At 59.0% G+C, this 17,140-nt stretch carries 17 protein-coding genes; 8 read left to right on the top strand and 9 right to left on the bottom strand.

The window, feature by feature from the left end; translation table 11 throughout:
* Window positions 1-20 precede the first annotated feature (20 nt).
* From ARC85_RS05260 to coaBC, 5 genes are all read right to left on the bottom strand, one after another.
* Window positions 21-1,262, bottom strand: coding sequence for an acetylornithine deacetylase (locus tag ARC85_RS05260; RefSeq protein WP_286714453.1), 1,242 nt, complete (start codon window positions 1,260-1,262; stop codon window positions 21-23).
* Window positions 1,263-1,285: 23 nt separating this feature from the next.
* Window positions 1,286-2,182 (bottom strand): acetylglutamate kinase, encoded by an 897-nt coding sequence (argB, locus tag ARC85_RS05255; protein ID WP_014422830.1) that lies wholly within the window; start codon window positions 2,180-2,182, stop codon window positions 1,286-1,288.
* A gap of 34 nt (window positions 2,183-2,216) precedes the next feature.
* Window positions 2,217-4,862, bottom strand: coding sequence for a phosphomannomutase/phosphoglucomutase (locus ARC85_RS05250; RefSeq protein ID WP_286714452.1), 2,646 nt, complete (start codon window positions 4,860-4,862; stop codon window positions 2,217-2,219).
* A gap of 96 nt (window positions 4,863-4,958) precedes the next feature.
* On the bottom strand, window positions 4,959-5,420 hold the full coding sequence (dut, locus tag ARC85_RS05245) for a dUTP diphosphatase (protein WP_286714451.1): 462 nt from the start codon (window positions 5,418-5,420) through the stop codon (window positions 4,959-4,961).
* Window positions 5,417-6,631: a bifunctional phosphopantothenoylcysteine decarboxylase/phosphopantothenate--cysteine ligase CoaBC gene (gene coaBC, locus ARC85_RS05240; RefSeq protein ID WP_286714450.1), complete on the bottom strand. Its 1,215-nt coding sequence runs from the start codon at window positions 6,629-6,631 to the stop codon at window positions 5,417-5,419. Before coaBC ends, dut begins: the two co-directional genes overlap by 4 nt.
* Before the next feature lie 172 nt (window positions 6,632-6,803).
* Here coaBC and radC point away from each other — a divergent pair, with 172 nt between their 5' ends.
* The 3 genes from radC to rpmG all read left to right on the top strand — a co-directional run bounded on the left by radC (window position 6,804) and on the right by rpmG (window position 8,102).
* Window positions 6,804-7,478 carry a RadC family protein gene (radC, locus tag ARC85_RS05235; protein ID WP_014422834.1) on the top strand — a complete coding sequence of 225 codons (675 nt, stop codon included), beginning with the start codon at window positions 6,804-6,806 and terminating at the stop codon, window positions 7,476-7,478.
* Window positions 7,479-7,698: 220 nt separating this feature from the next.
* Entirely contained in the window at window positions 7,699-7,935 is a 237-nt protein-coding gene (gene rpmB, locus ARC85_RS05230) for a 50S ribosomal protein L28 (RefSeq protein ID WP_011786975.1), read from the top strand.
* Window positions 7,936-7,946: 11 nt separating this feature from the next.
* Window positions 7,947-8,102, top strand: coding sequence for a 50S ribosomal protein L33 (gene rpmG / locus ARC85_RS05225; RefSeq protein WP_008173465.1), 156 nt, complete (start codon window positions 7,947-7,949; stop codon window positions 8,100-8,102).
* 69 nt (window positions 8,103-8,171) lie between these two features.
* Here the strand turns inward: rpmG and ARC85_RS05220 are convergent, their stop codons facing one another.
* The 3 genes from ARC85_RS05220 to ARC85_RS05210 all read right to left on the bottom strand — a co-directional run bounded on the left by ARC85_RS05220 (window position 8,172) and on the right by ARC85_RS05210 (window position 10,505).
* Window positions 8,172-9,032 (bottom strand): endonuclease/exonuclease/phosphatase family protein, encoded by an 861-nt coding sequence (locus tag ARC85_RS05220; protein WP_286714449.1) that lies wholly within the window; start codon window positions 9,030-9,032, stop codon window positions 8,172-8,174.
* A 54-nt stretch (window positions 9,033-9,086) separates the two neighbouring features.
* Window positions 9,087-9,725: a thiol:disulfide interchange protein DsbA/DsbL gene (locus tag ARC85_RS05215; RefSeq protein WP_011786977.1), complete on the bottom strand. Its 639-nt coding sequence runs from the start codon at window positions 9,723-9,725 to the stop codon at window positions 9,087-9,089.
* Window positions 9,726-9,896: 171 nt separating this feature from the next.
* The gene (locus ARC85_RS05210; RefSeq protein ID WP_286714448.1) at window positions 9,897-10,505 is read right to left on the bottom strand and encodes a c-type cytochrome; all 609 of its coding nucleotides are present in this window, start codon (window positions 10,503-10,505) and stop codon (window positions 9,897-9,899) included.
* A 182-nt stretch (window positions 10,506-10,687) separates the two neighbouring features.
* On the opposite strand from ARC85_RS05210, the gene yihA reads away from it, so the two are divergent.
* Entirely contained in the window at window positions 10,688-11,332 is a 645-nt protein-coding gene (gene yihA / locus ARC85_RS05205; protein ID WP_226609834.1) for a ribosome biogenesis GTP-binding protein YihA/YsxC, read from the top strand.
* A gap of 202 nt (window positions 11,333-11,534) precedes the next feature.
* Here the strand turns inward: yihA and ARC85_RS05200 are convergent, their stop codons facing one another.
* On the bottom strand, window positions 11,535-12,212 hold the full coding sequence (locus ARC85_RS05200; RefSeq protein WP_286714447.1) for a TetR/AcrR family transcriptional regulator: 678 nt from the start codon (window positions 12,210-12,212) through the stop codon (window positions 11,535-11,537).
* A 180-nt stretch (window positions 12,213-12,392) separates the two neighbouring features.
* Between ARC85_RS05200 and ARC85_RS05195 the strand changes: the two genes are divergently transcribed.
* The 4 genes from ARC85_RS05195 to coaD all read left to right on the top strand — a co-directional run bounded on the left by ARC85_RS05195 (window position 12,393) and on the right by coaD (window position 17,078).
* Window positions 12,393-13,838 carry a coniferyl aldehyde dehydrogenase gene (locus ARC85_RS05195; protein ID WP_286714446.1) on the top strand — a complete coding sequence of 482 codons (1,446 nt, stop codon included), beginning with the start codon at window positions 12,393-12,395 and terminating at the stop codon, window positions 13,836-13,838.
* A gap of 197 nt (window positions 13,839-14,035) precedes the next feature.
* Window positions 14,036-14,671, top strand: coding sequence for a hypothetical protein (locus tag ARC85_RS05190; RefSeq protein ID WP_286714445.1), 636 nt, complete (start codon window positions 14,036-14,038; stop codon window positions 14,669-14,671).
* Between the two features lie 37 nt (window positions 14,672-14,708).
* A complete protein-coding gene (locus ARC85_RS05185; RefSeq protein ID WP_286714444.1) occupies window positions 14,709-16,307 on the top strand; it encodes a GMC family oxidoreductase in 1,599 nt (532 codons plus the stop codon).
* A 288-nt stretch (window positions 16,308-16,595) separates the two neighbouring features.
* Window positions 16,596-17,078, top strand: a complete 483-nt coding sequence (gene coaD, locus ARC85_RS05180) for a pantetheine-phosphate adenylyltransferase (protein ID WP_014422845.1) — start codon at window positions 16,596-16,598, stop codon at window positions 17,076-17,078.
* Window positions 17,079-17,140 lie beyond the last annotated feature (62 nt).

Below are 17,140 nucleotides of genomic sequence, written 5' to 3'. Positions count from 1 at the left end.
TATTGCCTCCCGTCCCGGCGCTATTCCGGGCGGCCCCGGCGCCAGACTTCAAATTGTGTAATGGCACGAATCAGAATGGGGTACGCCACTTCACCCCCGGCCACAGTGCGGGCGATTTCCATATCCCGCTCGCCAACGCTGACCAGCCGCCCCTCAACCTGATTTTCATTCGAGAGCGTAACCCTTACGCGCCGGCCAAGCCAGATATTGGCGCTCTCAACACTGTCAGGGTACCACTGCTCGGAATCCGGGTCTTCCGGTGGTACCACAGGCTCCATTGCCTGCGCAGGCAATGCTGGTTCCACCCGTTGCATTTCGGTCAGGTACACATCCGGCACGGTGGCACCGTTATAGGATACGCGCAGGCTGGCGCTGTTTTCCGAGTCGGTACGTACGGGCAGCCCGAAGGTTTCCGAGCCAGGTGCAAGCATCATGGTCACCTCGCCCCCTTCGGTCAGCCATTGCCGATACAGTGCCAGCAATTGCGGGCTGGCTTCCAGGCCACGAGCCTGCAGCCCCTTCTCCAATGCGGCGACACCCCGCCCAGCCCAGTCGCTGACCTCCAGCCCGGTCTCGCGGGCACAATAGGCAGAGAGGCGGCGCATCAGACCCGCGTCACGAACGGTCAGTTGCAGTGGCCCGGCCCCCATGGAGGCCGGGTCGGCCAGATTGCCCAGGGTCAGTCTGGCGTCTGGCCAAACCAGCTCCAGGCTTCCGGTTTCTCGGGTATTCAGTTCAAAACGCAGGGCATCGGGGGTCTGCTCCAGCAACATGTCGCCCCGGATATCAGGAATCCCCATACGCATCAAATCCCCACTGCCCAGTTGCTGCCTTGGGTCCGGCGCACAGGACAGATTGGCTAGCGGGGCCTGGGCAGTTTCATCCGGCGCCGCCGTCACCCAGTTCCGGAACATGGTAGGTTCCAGCGTAATGCTGGCGCGCTCAACGGACAGCCGCCAACTGGCCGGCAAGCTGTCCGGGCTCATCAGTGTGGTCAACAGAGCGATTGGAGAGCCGGTTTCCAGCTCCATCAGACCCATTTGCAATGGCTGAGTGAGCCGGAAATCCTCCCAGTGCGCCTGCCGGAGTATGACCCGACCATCCACGGAGGAGCTGATGCTACCCCGCTCAAGCACACCGTATTCCGATAAGGCCGTGCGCGCCTCTGCCAGGCGCTGGTCCGTCAGCCACCAGACGCCAGCTTTAAAACCGGCGAAGGCCACTATTCCTGTGATAACGAGAAATGACAGCAGGCGTTTCATCCGGTAACTCCCGGCCAGAAGTATCAGTTACGGGAAATCAGCGTACCGACACCCTCGTCGGTGAAGATTTCCAGCAGGCAGGCGTGGGCCACACGTCCGTCGATGATGTGGGAGGTGCGCACGCCGTTTTCCACCGCACTCAGGGCACAGCGGATTTTCGGCAACATACCGCCATGGATGGTGCCGTCTTCAATCAGATCGTTCACCTGCTGGGCGGTCAGGCCGGTCAGCACTTTGTCTTCCTTGCTCTTGAGGCCGGAGACATTGGTCAGCAGGATCAGCTTTTCCGCCTTCATGGCTTCTGCCACCTTGCCGGCTACCAGGTCCGCATTGATGTTGTAGGAAGCGCCATCCGGCCCGACACCGATGGGCGCGATAACCGGGATCACGTTGCTGCGGGTCAGCATGTCGATAACATCCACGTTGACGCTTGCCACCTCGCCAACATGGCCAATATCGATGATTTCAGGCCGCTCCAGCTCCGGCGAGCGATTGACCACTTCCAGCTTCCGGGCCCGGATCAGATTGGCATCCTTACCGGTCAGGCCCACCGCGGTGCCGCCGTGGGCATTGATCAGGGAAACGATTTCTTTGTTCACCTGGCCGCCGAGCACCATTTCGACCACGTCCATGGTCTCCGCATCGGTAACCCGCATGCCGTTAACAAAGCGGGACTGGATATTCAGGCGTTCCAGCAGCTCTCCGATCTGGGGGCCGCCGCCGTGAACCACGATAGGGTTGATCCCCACCAGCTTCATCAGCACCACGTCCCGGGCGAAACTGCTTTTCAGGTCTTCGTTCTCCATGGCGTTGCCGCCGTATTTGATCACGACCGTCTTGCCGGTAAACCGTTGGATATAGGGCAGGCCCCGGCTCAGTACCGAGGCCACCTGCATTGCTGTTTCACGATCCAGCGCCATGATGTTGTGTTATTCCTTACGACAGTAATGGGTTTCAGAATTCCGCCACCAGGTCTGGTGCCGCTTTCTGCAGTTGCTCCCGGAACACGGATTTGATCCGCTCCAGTGCCTGTTCGGTTTCGGCTTCGAAGCGCAGAACCAGAACCGGCGTGGTATTGGACGCACGGCATAGCCCCCAGCCATCGGCATAATCTACCCGAATGCCATCAATGGTACTGATATTGCCGTCACCAAAATCCGCCTGCTGACCTAGCCGTTCAATGATGGCGAACTTGTCGCTCTCGGTCACCTCGACATTCAGCTCAGGGGTACTGATATCCTCGGGGAAGTCTTCAAAGACTTCATCGGAGTGACGATCCTCAATACCCAGGATTTCCAGCAGCCGGGCAGCCGAGTAAAGGCCATCGTCAAAGCCGTACCAGCGTTCGCCGAAGAAAATGTGTCCGCTCATTTCGCCCGCCAGCAGGGCGCTGGTTTCCTTCATTTTCGCTTTCATCAGGGAATGGCCGGTTTTCCACATGATCGGGCGCCCTCCAGCTTCCGAGATCACGCTGGCCAGCCGGCGGCTGCACTTCACGTCATAGAGCACATCCGCGCCGGGGTTGCGGGACACCACATCCCTGGCAAAGAGCATCAGCAGGCGATCCGGCCAGATGATCTTGCCGGTATTGGTAACCACGCCCAGACGATCACCATCGCCATCAAAGGCCAGCCCGATATCGGCGCCGGTCTCCTTAACCTTGGCAATCAGGTCCTGCAGGTTCGCGGGTTTGCCGGGGTCCGGGTGATGATTAGGGAAATCACCGTCCACTTCACAATACAGTGGTGTGACTTCACAGCCCAGTTCCTCAACCAGCATGGGGCCCAGCTCTCCGGCAATGCCGTTACCGGCATCCACCACCACTTTCAACGGCGCGGCCACAGCAATATCACCGACGATACGGTCCAGATAGGCGCGGCGCACGTCGTCCCGGGATTGCTCCCCCTGCCCGCTGACAAGGTCGGCGGTCTGGATGCGCTGGTGCAGCTTCTGGATAGCTTCACCAGACAGAGTCTCTCCGCCCAGCATGATCTTCAGGCCGTTATAGTTGGCCGGGTTGTGGCTACCGGTCACCATAACGCCAGAACCGGTCTGCAGGTGATGGGTTGCAAAATACAGCACCGGCGTAGGGATGGCACCCAGGTGAATGATGTTGCACCCGGTCGCCATGATGCCGCGCCCCAGGGCATCGGCCAGTTCCGGGCTGGAATGACGGCCATCAAAACCAATGCAGATATCCGTGACGCCACGCTCTGTCGCCTCCGAGCCGATCGCGCGACCAATGACTTCAACTACCTCGGCCGAGAGGGTCTGACCAACGATGCCCCGGATGTCATAGGCGCGGAAGATTTCCGGGTTGACCTGAACCACAGGCACCTCGGCTTCTGCCACTTCCGGGATATCCTCGTCGAACAGGGAATCCTCGGAGCCACCAAAGCCAAGCACATCCTCATCGCCATCGAGCATATCAATGTCCGGCATGTCCTTGTCCTGAAACAACGGCTCATCCTCCGCCGTCGCTGCCTTGCGGCGGGCAGGAGCTGCTTTGGGTGCAGCCGACTCCGCAGCCTTGGCCACCCGTTTCTCCACCATCTGGGACAGACGGAACAGCACTTCTCCGGTGGACGCTACCATATCCCAGCGCAGAGCCGGCAGTTTCATCCGCTCGCCCCCGAACACCTTGTGGGCCCACTGAATGAGCGCGGTCACATCCTGACGTATACCACGCTGAGCGTTGCCAAGGAGCATCCAGACCAGAACCGCCGCCACCAGCGCAGGCACCCCCACCAGAATCGCCAGGAGAATGGTGCTTACCGGCGCCACCGGTGCCGAGGCCGGTTGGTAACGGACGGACCAGTCCGGATTGAGCAGGGTGCGGGACAGCTCCGGGCCGTTACCGTTACCGGCGCTGGCCACGGTTCGTGAAGCACCGGACACGGATTGCACCAATGAAAGCTGCCCCCCAAGTTGCGAGTTGCTCACGGAAAGCAGTGGCTGGATATGGGACGCTTCAAAGACCGCCAGTACGCTACCAACCACGGCATTGCTGGTGGGGTGACGTACCGCCGCGGCAAATTGCAGATACCACTGATTGTCCCGGGGGAAGGCGTCCGGCAACAGGTTCTGTCCATTTTCTGCCCGCCGGGCCAGTTCCAGGCCCGCAAATCCCAGCAGGGTATCGCCGTTACCGGTCCGGGGAACTTCCCGATACGGGAAGACAAACACCTGGGCGGAGCCGGGCAGCGCTGCTTGCAGTTGCTCAGCCAGATTCGCCAGATCGGAGCGCTCTGCCAGAGCCAGGGCGGCGTAGCGCTGGTTGGCCACCGCCCGAACCTGTTCCTGCAGCGCAGTCAGCGACTGATTCAGGCGCCGGTGGGCACTGTCCACCTCCATGGCACTGGCCGCTTCATAACGGGCTTCCCCGGCGGGCACCACCACCAGAAAGTGGGCCAGCACCACCGCTACCACGCCGGCCATCAGCACCACCAGCGATTGATTCAGCCCGACCGATCCGAGTTTCTTTAACCCGGAGCCAGCCGCTTCTTTGGACGCTTTGGAAGGTTTCTGTTTTTTTCCGGGTTTCTTCTCCGGCTGCTCATCACCGGAAGACGCGTTGGTTTTTTTCTTGGCGAATTTCATAATGCATCCCGCAGTTATTTTCTTTCCCGGATAGTTCTGTATCCGCTGAGTATAGACGCCGGCCAGTTAACTCGCTGCCAGGTAAAGATGCCCGACTCAGTGGCTCCCGGTGGAGCCAAAGCCACCTTCGCCCCGGTCACTGGCATCAAACTCGGTCACAATCTCGAAATCCGCCTGTACCACAGGCACCAGCACCATCTGGGCAATACGTTCGCCCACCTCGATGGTGAATGGCGTCTGGCCACGGTTCCAGCAGGACACCATCAACTCGCCCTGATAGTCGGAATCGATCAACCCCACCAGATTTCCGAGCACGATCCCATGCTTGTGCCCGAGCCCGCTGCGGGGCAAGATCATGGCGGCCAACCCCGGGTCGGCAATATGCACAGACAGGCCGGTAGGAATCAGGTGGGTCTCGCCCGGCATAACGGTCTTGGCTTCTTTCAATGCCGCCCGCAGATCAAGGCCTGCAGAGCCTTCGGTGGCGTATTCGGGAAACGGAATCGCGGTACCAATGCGGTCATCCAGAACCCGTACCTGAAACTTTCTTTTACTCATGCCTGTTCAATCCTGTTGCTTTGGTCTGCAATCAACGCCACCAGACGGGCAGCGATCGCCTGTTTGCTGTCCGGCCCGATGGATTCCGAACCCTCAGGCCAGAACACCGTAACCGCATTTCGATCGCTGCTGAAGCCGAGCCCGGGCACGGACACATCGTTGGCGACAATCATATTGAGTTTCTTGCGTTGCATCTTGTCGGTCGCATAGCGCGCCACATCCGTGGTCTCAGCCGCAAAGCCGACCGTGAACGGCGCATCAGCCCTGGCTGCGATGGTCGCCAGGGTATCGGGGTTACGGACCAGCGCCAGGCTCATGTTGTCGTTGGTTTTCTTGATTTTCTCGCTGGCGAACACCTCGGGCCGGTAATCTGCCACCGCGGCCGTGGCGATAAAGATATCGCAGCCTTCATCGACCGCTTTGCTGGCAGCTTCGAGCATTTCCTGAGCGGTGCTGACAGGCCGGACATCAACCCCCGCCGGCGCCGACAGACTGACAGGTCCGCTGATAAGCACCACCTCGGCCCCGGCGGCCGCGGCCGCACCGGCCAGGGCGTAGCCCATCTTGCCCGAGCTGTGATTGGTAATGTAGCGCACCGGGTCGATCGGCTCCCGGGTTGGCCCGGCCGTGATCACCAACCGCTTGCCCGACAGCGACCCGGTAGTTTCAGCCACGTCTTCTCCGTTTACCAGACGCGCCAGACGTTCCGGGTCAAGCATGCGCCCGGGACCGGTATCGCCGCAGGCCTGCTCGCCCTGATCCGGCCCCCAGACGGTAATCTGCGGGTCTTCCGTCAACAGCGCCAGGTTCCGCTGGGTACGAAAGTTCTTCCACATGGCCTGGTTCATTGCGGGGGCCAACGCTATCGGCGCTTCGGTGGCGCAACAGACCGTGGTCAACAGGTCATCGGCCAGCCCATGGGCCAGACGGGCCATAAAATCCGCAGACGCCGGCGCTACCACAACCTGATCGGCCCACTTGGCCAGCTCGATGTGCCCCATGCCAGCCTCGGCTTCCGGGTCAAGCAGCGAGGAGCGCACCGGTTCGCCGCTCAGAGCCTGATAGGTCAGCGGCGCAACAAATGCCTCCGCCCCCCGGGTCATGACAACCCGGACTTCGTGCCCCGCTTTTTTCAGCAGCCGAACCAGCTCCGCACTTTTATAGGCGGCAATACCACCGGTAATTCCCAACAATATTCGCTTGGCGGTCATGCGGGCTCCGTAATCCCGTAAAATGAAAGAGTTATAAGATAGCATGCCGAGCGCAGACGGGCAGCCTGCCAGCACCCCTGTTCGTTTACCAAATGTTACCTTTTGGAGTAACCTTTGTAATTTCGAGAACCCGGTGCAGGACGCACTCCCCGAAACCAGCAAGGAAGCAAACATGCCACCCAGCCATTGGCCCGCCGATGAGCGGCCCCGTGAGCGATTGCTCACTCACGGCCCTGAATCATTGTCAGATGCCGAACTCCTGGCCATTTTCCTGCGTACCGGTACCACCGGCATGCCGGTGATGGCCCTGGCCCGACACCTGATCACCGAATTTTCCGGACTGCGCGGCCTGATGACCGCTTCCCGCCGACAATTCTGCGAGGTCAAAGGCCTGGGCACCGCCAAATATGCCCAGGTGCAGGCTGCCATGGAAATGGCGAGGCGAGTGATGGACGAGCCGCTGCGCCAGGGCGATCCGCTGCGCTCACCGGAAGATACCCGGCGCTTTCTCACCAGCCGCCTGGGCACTTACCCTCATGAAGTGTTCGCCGGCCTGTTCCTGGATAACCGTCACCGGGTCATCCAGTACCGGGAACTGTTCCGGGGTACGATAGACGGCGCAGCGGTTTACCCCCGGGAGGTGGTGCGCCAGGCTCTGGAGGACAATGCCGCCGCAGTCATCTTTGCCCACAACCATCCGTCCGGCGTGGCCGAGCCAAGCCAGGCTGACATTTCCCTGACCCGCCGGCTGAAAGAGGCCCTGGGACTGGTCGATATCAGGGTTCTTGACCATATGGTTATCGGCCACGGTGAGGTAATATCCCTTGCTGAACGAGGATTGATGTAGCCCCGTGAAGGATACCGCCCCGAAACTGGCCAAATTCCCAACAATTTTTTGCGTTGGTCGGCCAGTTCTGGTATAAAAGCGTCCCTTTCTGGCGGCGTCTGGCGAGCAGCGTTCTGTTTCAGAAGCGCAAACCGGCAGCAGGTATGGCTCCGGAGCAACCAGAGACGCATTAAAAACGAATTCGTATTGATAGAGACCATTGCTCAGGTCGGAGGCAAGTATGTCCAGAGTTTGTCAGGTTACCGGTAAGCGTCCGGTTACCGGTAATAACGTTTCCCACGCGATGAACCACACTCGTCGTCGTTTTCTGCCGAATCTGCAGAACCACCGTTTCTGGGTTGAGTCCGAGAAGCGTTTCGTGAAGCTGCGCGTTTCCACCAAGGGCATGCGCATCATCGACAAAAAAGGCATTGACGCTGTGCTGGCCGATCTTCGTGCCCGCGGCGAGAAAGTTTAAGGAGCCGCATCATGCGCGAGAAAATCAAGCTGGTATCTTCAGCAGGCACTGGTCACTTCTACACGACCAAAAAGAACAAGCGTAACACCCCGGAAAAAATCGAGATCAAAAAGTACGATCCGGTTGTCCGTAAGCACGTTGCGTACAAGGAAGCCAAGATCAAGTAATTGATCCTGCCTCCACAAAAAACCCGGCATCTGCCGGGTTTTTTATTGCCTGGACGCATCAGACAAGACTCAGAATGTTTCCAGATAGCCTTTGGGCAGCGCCACATCCATGGCAATGGGGAGGTGGTCGGAAACCGGATAGCTCACCACTTCAGAGCGCCGGATTTCCAGAGAGGGACTGACAAGAATATGGTCAAGCGCCTTTTCCGGGCGCCAGCTCGGGAAGCTGTGCGCGGTGTCGGGCAGCGGAATCAGATCGGTTTCTTTCAGCGGTGTTCGTGTCAGCAACTGATCTGCATGGGCATTCATGTCCCCCATCAGCACCACATGCCGATAGCTCGCAATCTGCTCGCGGATAAATCCAAGCTGCTTCTGCTGGGCCGACTTGCTGAGAGAGAGATGCATCAGCACCAGTACCAGCGGGTCTTCCTCATCCCCGTAGCGCGCAATGATGGCGCCACGCCCGGGAATCAGTCCCGGCAATTTGTGTTCAGTGACATCCAGCGGGCGGAAACGGCTCAACAGGCCATTACTGTGCTGGGCAATCTGGCCGAGGTTGCGATTTAATTGCTGATACCAGTAAGGAATCCCGGCCGCCTCGGCCAGGTATTGCACCTGATTGATGTAACCACTGCGAAGACTTCCGCCATCACACTCCTGCAGGGCAACCACATCATACTGGCTGAGCAGGGTGGCAATCCGATCCAGGTTTTCGTAGCGCCGGCGATTGGGCAGAAAATGCTGCCAGCTGCGGGTCAGATAATGGTGATAGGACGAAGTGTTGATACCAACCTGAATATTGAAAGTCAGTAGCCGGATGTGCCGGTGAGCTTCAAACTCCGGCACATGCTCGCTCCCGGAACAAGTGCCCCGGGAGCTTTCCTGGTTTCTGAGTATACCGTTCAGCTGGTTACGGATTCGCTTGTACATTATCAGCCGCTTCTCCGGTCAGCCCATCCAGCGTCCGGCGAACCGCATGGCGCCTTACTCAGACCCGCTGCGCTCTTTTTCCGCCAGATACTCGACCACCTTCAGGGTGTTTTCGTGACTACCCGCCATGGAGGCACTTACCACGTACTTGCCATCAACCAGCATAGTCGGTGTACCGGTAATGCGCGCGCCACGAATCTTGGCCTGGGCCTGCTGCACTCTGGCACGCACCCCGAAACTGTTGTAGTTTTCCAGAAACTTCTCGGCGTTCACGCCATACCCGGCAACAAAATCAGCCAGAGCTTCCGGGGTATTGAGGGGGCGGCGCTCTCCGGCCAGGGCATCGAACAGCGCGTCATGCACCTTGTCCAGCTCGCCCATGGCCTCAAGGGCATAGAATGCGTAGGCATGCGGCTCCCAGCTGCGACCCAGTGCCGCCGGCAGCTTCACATAGTTGATGTAGTCCGGAGCCTCCGCTTCCCAGGCTTCAGCCAGCGGCTTGAAGTTGTAGCAGTGCGGACAGCCGTACCAGAAGACTTCCGCCACTTCGACACCGTTATCCGATGCCGTTCTTACCGGATTATCCAGTACCCGGTAGTGTTCTCCGGCCACCCAGGGCTGGGCATTGACCAGGGAAGCAGCAGACAACAGTGAAAGCGCCAGAACGGCGGAAGACGTCAGGGTTCTGATCATCGGGAATCTCCGAGCCATCAATGAATTTTAACGGGGATTATGACCCAGGGATGCGAAAAAGTTCCACCGGAGGGCCAAAGGAATGCGTTACCGAACGGTTAGGTATTATGAATACCGGATACCAAAAACCCCGCCGAGGCGGGGTTTTCAGTCGTAACTGACGGCTGTCGATCAGTTCAGGCCGGATACGTAGCTGGCGACCGCCTCAATCTCAGCGTCTGTCAGCTTGGAGGCAACATCCATCATGATGCCGGCATTCGCGCCTCCGGCGCGCTCACCCGCCCGGTAAGCTTTCAACTGCTTGATAACATATTCTGCAGTCTGTCCGCCCAAGGCAGGGTAACCCGCCGGCTCGTTGCCAATGCCGGAGGGGTTATGGCAACCGGAACAGGCCGGTACACCGGAGGCCATATTGCCGCCGCGGTACAGTGCCTGACCCTGCTCAACCAGATCCGGATTGGCCTGACCAACAACCATTTCCTGGTTGTTGAAGTAGGCAGCCAGATCCTGCAAATCCTGATCGGACATGGCGTTGAGCAGGCCCGTCATTTCAGGAATGGCACGATCCCCGGATTTGATGTCAACCAGCTGGTTGTACAGATATTTCTCGCCCAGACCGGACAGTTTTGGATACACAGCCATTACCGGCTTGGCTCCACCCTGACCATGACAGCCCGCACACACTGCTGCGTTCTGTTCACCCGCTGCCGGATCTCCTGCCCCGTGAGCCATCGCTGTAAGGCCAACTCCGAGAACAACTCCTGCGATCAGTCTTTTCATGCTCGCTCCGCTTCTCTCATCTTTGCATCTTGAAAGTATTCTTCGTTGTGCAGCCGGCAGGCACTGGGTCGTCAGGTGCAAAACCGGGGCATACAGCGGCAACGCGAGGCGTCCCGCCGGAAATTGGTGTAGCATTATACATTAATCGCCGATAACTGAAATCCAAAGGAACACCAACCGTCGTGGACCCTGATCTGACTCAAAAAAGCCTCTCGTTCAACAGCGCCCGTTTTCTCATCAGCGCCTCCAAACTGGACGAATGCCCACCCGACCATGGCGCCGAAGTTGCCTTTGCCGGCCGCTCCAACGCTGGCAAATCCAGCGCTCTGAACGCCATCACCGCCAACGGCAAACTGGCCCGCACCAGTAAAACCCCCGGTCGCACCCGGCTGATCAACTTTTTCAGCCTGAACCGGGAACATGCTCGCCTGGTCGATCTGCCCGGTTACGGCTATGCGAAAGTGTCCCGGGACATGAAAGACGACTGGCAACAACATCTCGGCCACTACCTGAATGATCGACGCTGCCTGCGTGGCCTGGTTCTGGTGATGGACATCCGGCACCCGCTCACCGACTTTGACCAGATGATGGTGGAATGGTGTGAACATAACCACCTGCCGCTGATGATTCTGGCGACAAAAGCCGACAAACTGAAATTCGGCCAGGCCAAAACCGCCATGCTGGGTATCGCGAAGAAACTGAAGGAATATCAATGCGTGGAGCACCTGATCATGTTCTCGGCTACCTCCAAACGCGGAGTAGACGAGTGCCGGGAAGCGCTGACCCAGTGGCTTGAAGCCGAAGAACAGGCACCGATTGAGGCATGAAAAAGCCGGCCTGACTGAAGACAGGCCGGTGAAAACGTCAGGGTTTGCGACGTGCTATGAGCCTCTGAAACCACAGAGGCCGAAAACCTGAGAACTCACTCAGGAGACGCAGGGAGTGTCCGGTTCCCAACGTCGTAATCTGTGACTGCACCACTCCCGAAAAGTTCAATTTTCGATCAAACTTTGACCAGGCTCGCCAAATTCATGCCTCAACACCGGAAATACCCTGGGCTTCCGGCAAGGTAGGGCGATATTTTTCTCGCAATGCCAGCACCCGCTCACGATACTCCGGTGTGAGATAGGGGACTTCAAGGGTCAACACCTGATAGATCCCCTGCTTTAACTCAGTCAGCGACAGACTGGCGGGTTCCTCGGCCGCATGCGCCGTCTTCAGGAACGCCATCCAGTTGGTAATCACCAGCCAGACATTCAGTGACATGGCCGAACGCAGGTCCTCCGGCTGGGGCTGGATAATGCCGGCATCCGCCAGCTTTCCGAAAATCCGGTTGATGGCCGCCAGGCAGCGATTGGTGAATTCCCGGTAGTCCTGGCGCAGCCGCGGGTCACTGTCGAGCAGGTATTCCAGATCCCGGTGGAAGAAACGATAGCTCCAGAGACCGTCAAACACCGACTCCAGATAGAAGGTCATGTCCTCCAGCGTCATCGGCCGGTCTTCGGGGATATCCAGGTAATAATCCACCAGCTTTTCATATTCCTGAAAAATCTCGTAGATGATGTCGGACTTGTTGCGGAAGTGGTAATACAGATTACCCGGCGATATCGCCAGGTGCGCGGCAATGTGATTGGTGGTGATGTTGCGCTCACCCCTTTCATTAAACAGCTCCAGGCTGGATAACAGTATCTTGTCTCTGGTTTTCATCGTCACGCCGGTGTTTGTTGTTATCACGGTCACGGATGGCCTAAAGAGCCATCCGGCTTTCTTGACTGCCTAGAGTATATACTCTAATAATACCCCCAAGCGCAAATCGCACAGATTTTGGCCAACGACAATAACCGACTGCCAGCGCAGGTCGCTCCGGGCAGTCAGGGGGAGAGAATCATGGGTGCCACCGTCGTCCAGCTCACTGAGAGCAAAAAGCAGATCCAGCACACGCATCGGGTCTTTGAGGACCAGAAAAAGGCGTTCCGCAACAATCCGATGCCGTCCCTGACCGAGCGCAAAGAGAATCTCAAGCGCCTGAAACGGGCGCTTCTTACCCATCAGGATCGTCTGGTCGAGGCCATCGACCGGGATTTCAGCTGTCGCTCCAAAGACGAATCCCTGATTGCCGAAGTCATGCCGTCGATTCAGGGCATCAATTACACTCTGAAGAATCTCGGCGACTGGATGAAACCTTCCAAGCGTCATGTCTCGGTGCTGTTCCAGCCCGCCAGCAACAAGGTCTATTACCAGCCCAAAGGGGTCGTGGGCGTCATCGTGCCCTGGAACTACCCACTGTATCTGGCGGTCGGTCCGCTGGTCGCTTCCCTGGCCGCTGGCAACCGCACCATGATCAAGATGTCGGAATTCACTCCGCACACGTCGGCCCTGTTCAAGGAGATCATCGAGTCGATGTTCCCGGAGGATCTGGTGTCGGTGATCACCGGCGAGGCCGATGTGGCCGCCGATTTCTCCCAACGGCCGTTCAATCACCTGCTGTTTACCGGTTCTACTTCAGTAGGCAAGCTGGTGATGCGCGCGGCGGCCGAAAATCTGACCCCGGTAACCCTGGAGCTCGGCGGCAAGTCCCCGGCCATTGTGTCGCCGGATGTCCCCATGGAAGATGCGGCCCAACGTATCGCCTTCGGCAAGGCCTTCAATGCCGGCCAGACCTGCGTAGCACCGGACTATGTGCTCTGCCCTGCCGACCGGGTGCAGGCGTTCGTGGATGAATTCCGGGCACGGTTTGCCGAGATGTACCCGAGCCTGCGGGATAACGACGACTACACGGCCATCATCAATGAGCGCCAGTACCATCGTTTGCAGGGCTATCTGGAAGATGCCAGGGCCAAGGGGGCTGAACTGGTGGAGATCAATCCCGCCAACGAGAACATGAAGGACGGTACCCGGAAGATTCCGCTGACGCTGGTGTTGAAGACCACGCCAGACATGAAGGTGATGCAGGACGAAATTTTCGGCCCGATCCTACCGATCATCAGTTACGGCAGTCTGGACGAGGCGATCCATTACATCAATGACCGGCCACGGCCGCTGGCGCTGTATTTCTTTGGCTATGACAAGTCGCACCAGCAGCATGTGGTAGACAACACACATTCCGGCGGCATGTGCATCAATGATGCCCTGATGCATGTGGCCCAGGACGACTTGCCGTTCGGTGGGATTGGTGATTCCGGCATGGGGCACTATCACGGTAAGGAAGGCTTCCTGACCTTCTCCCATCACCGGGCGATTTTCACCAAGCAGAAGTTCAACAGCGGCAAATACGTGTATGCGCCCCATGGTACGGCGGCGCATCGGTTGGTGTATAAGCTGTTTATTCGCTGACAAAACACGCCTGCCTGCTTGGCTGGGAACAAGGCCAAGGTGCAGGGTGTCTCTCCAGGACACGCCGTTAATACGTCCATGTAGGCTTGAGCAAAACATCCCTGTTTTGCACAGTCCTGGAGAGACACCCTTCACCCTGGCCACCTGACGTTCTAGCAAGCCTGAACAGAATAATAAAAGACAAAGAAGCTTCTACAATGACAAGCCAACACGATACGAAGAATTCCTGTCAGCCGGATGTTAGCCGTCGCAGTTTCCTCAAAACCGGTTTAGGCGGCGCGGTGTTCCTGAGCACCGTCAGCCTCTCCGCCGGGCTAACCGGCTGCGCTACGGCCCCCGCGGGCCGGGTCAGTGCGGTCGACAGCCGCATGGACGCCCGCCACCAGTTCCAGTTTCTGAGCCGGGATGACATCGCCCTGTTCGAGGCCCTGTTGCCGGCCATGTTTGCCGGAGCTCTGCCGGAGGAACCGAACCAGCGTCGCTTTGCCATTGCCGGCACGATTGAACGGATCGACCAGGGCATTGTGAAGTTCGGCCCGGCGAATCAGCAGGAGCTGCGCAAGCTCTTTGATCTGCTTAACTTTGCCCCCACCCGGATCGCCCTGGGCCGGGTATGGTCAGACTGGCCCTCGGTCAGTACCGCCGATGCCGACGCGTTTCTGCGGCGCTGGCGGGACAGCCGGATCGGACTTTTGAATAACGGCTACATTGCCCTGACCAAGATCAGCAATGTCGCCTTCTATGGGCATGAAGACCACTGGCACCTGTCTGGATATCCGGGGCCTCCCGCCTGGATGGTGGATGCCTTGCCACAATTCAAACCTGCCGTTTGAGAAAACCCCGGATACCCATCGTATTGAGGAGCGGAGTATGTCCATGAACGATCCCATTGCCCGGGGACTGGCTGCCGGCTGGAATGTGACCGATGCCAGCAAACTGAGCGAAAACCGCACGGTAGAGGCGGATGTTGTCGTTATCGGCACCGGTGCCGGAGGCGGCACAACCGCGGAGATCCTGGCCCGTCAGGGCTTGTCAGTGATTCTGGTGGAAGAGGGTCGACTGTATTATCAGAAAGACTTCAAGATGGACGAGCTGACGTCCTACGCCAATCTGTACCAGGAAGGCATGAGCCGGGTCACCGCCGATGGCGCCATCGCGATTTTACAGGGCCGCTGCGTCGGCGGCTCCACGACGGTGAACTGGACCAGCAGCTTCCGCACCCCGGAGGAAACGCTCACCTACTGGAGCCAGGAACTTGGCCTGGAAGGACTGGCGCCGGACGCCATGGCCCCCTGGTTTGAGGGCCGTGAGCAGCGCCACAACATGGCGCCATGGGAAACCCCACCCAATCTGAACAACGACATCCTGCGCCAGGGCTGCGAAAAACTCGGCTATTCCTGGCAGGTGATTCCAAGAAACGTCAAAGGCTGCTGGAACAGCGGCTACTGCGGCGTGGGCTGCCCCACCAACGCCAAACAGGGGGCGCTACTCACCACTATCCCCGGCGCGCTGGATCACAAGGCACAACTCTTCCACGGCCTGCGGGCAGAACGCCTGGTGGTGAATCAGGACCGGATCGACCACCTGCTCGCCTCCGCCATGGGCCCGGACGGCGTCACCCCATCCGGCATCACGGTCACCCTGAAAGCCCGGCAATTCGTGGTCGCTGCCAGCGCCATTGGCTCCCCCGGCCTGCTGCTTCGCTCGCAACTGCCCGACCCATACCAGCGCGTGGGCAAACGATCGTTCATCCATCCGGTCAACGCCACCGTCGCCCGCATGCCGGCGAAAATCGACCCATTCTACGGCGCTCCCCAGTCCATCTACTCGGACGAGTTCAACTTCAAGGCAGGCATCGACGGCCCGGTAGGTTACAAACTGGAAGTACCGCCCCTGCACCCGGCCATGGCCGCCGGCGTGGTACCCGGCCACGGCCAGCCACAACGAGACAACCTGGGCCAGCTGCCCTGGATGCAATCGGTCATCGCCCTGCTGCGCGACGGCTTCCACCCGGACAGCCCGGGCGGCACGGTGTCACTCAGAGACGACGGCAGCCCGGTACTGGACTACCCGATCACCGACTATCTCTGGCAAGGCTTGCGCAAGGCCTACCTCACCATGGCCGAAATCCAGTTCGCCGCCGGCGCCGAAGCCGTCCAGGCCATGCACCTGGATTCCGACTGGTACACCAGCTGGAACCAGGCCAGAGACGCCATCAACAACCTGCCCATGAAACCCCACCGTGCCCGCCTGTTCACCGCGCACCAGATGGGCGGCTGCAGCATGGGCACAGACCCGAAAACCTCGGTGGTGAACGGCTTCGGTGAGCATCACCACATCGCCAACCTGAACATCCACGATGCCTCCATCTTTCCCACCAGCATCGGTGCAAACCCGCAGTTGTCGGTGTATGCGTTGGCAGCGAGGAACAGCTCGAGACTGGCGCAGAGGCTTGCCAACTCTGCCTGAACCGCGATTAAGAGGCCCCCTTCCAGAGAGGCAATAAGGAGTCTGAAGTAGGAGGCCGGGGCGGCCAGCACTCCAGTTGATCGCGCAGGTCGGGGGCGGGTTTCCGGGAGTCTTGAGGGCCATGGACGGCCCGAAAGAAGCGCACATGGATGTGCTTGTAGCGTCTCCCGGAAACCCGCCCCCGACCTGCGCCAGCACCAGAGTCATAAAACAGATTGTCGGCGCTCTGGACTACAGCCCCAAAGGCAATGCTGCTATCCTACGGCTCACCAACAAAAGGAGCTGTGCATGCCCAAAGTCATATATCCCGGCACCTTCGACCCCATCACCAACGGCCACACCGACCTCATCGAACGGGCCGGCCGCATGTTCGATGAAATTGTCGTCGCCGTCGCCTACAACCCGAAAAAGCAGCCACTTCTCAATCTTGAAGAACGCTGCGAACTGGTCCGCAAGGCCACCGCACACCTCCCCAACGTCAGCGTCACCGGTTTCAGCAACCTGCTCGCCGACTTCGTGCGCGAGCAAAACGCCTCCGTTATCCTGCGGGGATTGCGCGCGGTTTCTGACTTTGAATATGAATTCCAGCTTGCCGACATGAACCGCCGACTGGCGCCGGAAGTTGAGAGCGTGTTCCTGACGCCCGCCAACCACCTCTCTTACATCTCCTCCACCCTGATTCGCGAAATTGCCTCGCTGGGCGGGGACATTTCCGAGTTTGTAGACCCGGCTGTGGCAGAAGCCCTGCAACAGAAGTTCAGCGAATCCTGAGGAAAATCCGACGGGCGTTGATGATCACCGAAACGCAGCTGATGGCGAAGTACCAGCAGCTG

The organism is Marinobacter sp. tcs-11 (assembly GCF_002049515.1).
Taxonomy (GTDB): Bacteria; Pseudomonadota; Gammaproteobacteria; order Pseudomonadales; family Oleiphilaceae; genus Marinobacter; species Marinobacter nauticus.
This window is presented reverse-complemented; position numbering and strand designations above follow the sequence as displayed.

Bases quoted from the DNA above. Each gene is read 5' to 3' on its own strand.
- ARC85_RS05260 (WP_286714453.1), bottom strand. From the start codon at position 1,262: ATGAAACGCCTGCTGTCATTTCTCGTTATCACAGGAATAGTGGCCTTC.
- argB (WP_014422830.1), bottom strand. From the start codon at position 2,182: ATGGCGCTGGATCGTGAAACAGCAATGCAGGTGGCCTCGGTACTGAGC.
- ARC85_RS05250 (WP_286714452.1), bottom strand. From the start codon at position 4,862: ATGAAATTCGCCAAGAAAAAAACCAACGCGTCTTCCGGTGATGAGCAG.
- dut (WP_286714451.1), bottom strand. From the start codon at position 5,420: ATGAGTAAAAGAAAGTTTCAGGTACGGGTTCTGGATGACCGCATTGGT.
- coaBC (WP_286714450.1), bottom strand. From the start codon at position 6,631: ATGACCGCCAAGCGAATATTGTTGGGAATTACCGGTGGTATTGCCGCC.
- radC (WP_014422834.1), top strand. From the start codon at position 6,804: ATGCCACCCAGCCATTGGCCCGCCGATGAGCGGCCCCGTGAGCGATTG.
- rpmB (WP_011786975.1), top strand. From the start codon at position 7,699: ATGTCCAGAGTTTGTCAGGTTACCGGTAAGCGTCCGGTTACCGGTAAT.
- rpmG (WP_008173465.1), top strand. From the start codon at position 7,947: ATGCGCGAGAAAATCAAGCTGGTATCTTCAGCAGGCACTGGTCACTTC.
- ARC85_RS05220 (WP_286714449.1), bottom strand. From the start codon at position 9,032: ATGTACAAGCGAATCCGTAACCAGCTGAACGGTATACTCAGAAACCAG.
- ARC85_RS05215 (WP_011786977.1), bottom strand. From the start codon at position 9,725: ATGATCAGAACCCTGACGTCTTCCGCCGTTCTGGCGCTTTCACTGTTG.
- ARC85_RS05210 (WP_286714448.1), bottom strand. From the start codon at position 10,505: ATGAAAAGACTGATCGCAGGAGTTGTTCTCGGAGTTGGCCTTACAGCG.
- ARC85_RS05200 (WP_286714447.1), bottom strand. From the start codon at position 12,212: ATGAAAACCAGAGACAAGATACTGTTATCCAGCCTGGAGCTGTTTAAT.
- ARC85_RS05195 (WP_286714446.1), top strand. From the start codon at position 12,393: ATGGGTGCCACCGTCGTCCAGCTCACTGAGAGCAAAAAGCAGATCCAG.
- ARC85_RS05190 (WP_286714445.1), top strand. From the start codon at position 14,036: ATGACAAGCCAACACGATACGAAGAATTCCTGTCAGCCGGATGTTAGC.
- ARC85_RS05185 (WP_286714444.1), top strand. From the start codon at position 14,709: ATGTCCATGAACGATCCCATTGCCCGGGGACTGGCTGCCGGCTGGAAT.
- coaD (WP_014422845.1), top strand. From the start codon at position 16,596: ATGCCCAAAGTCATATATCCCGGCACCTTCGACCCCATCACCAACGGC.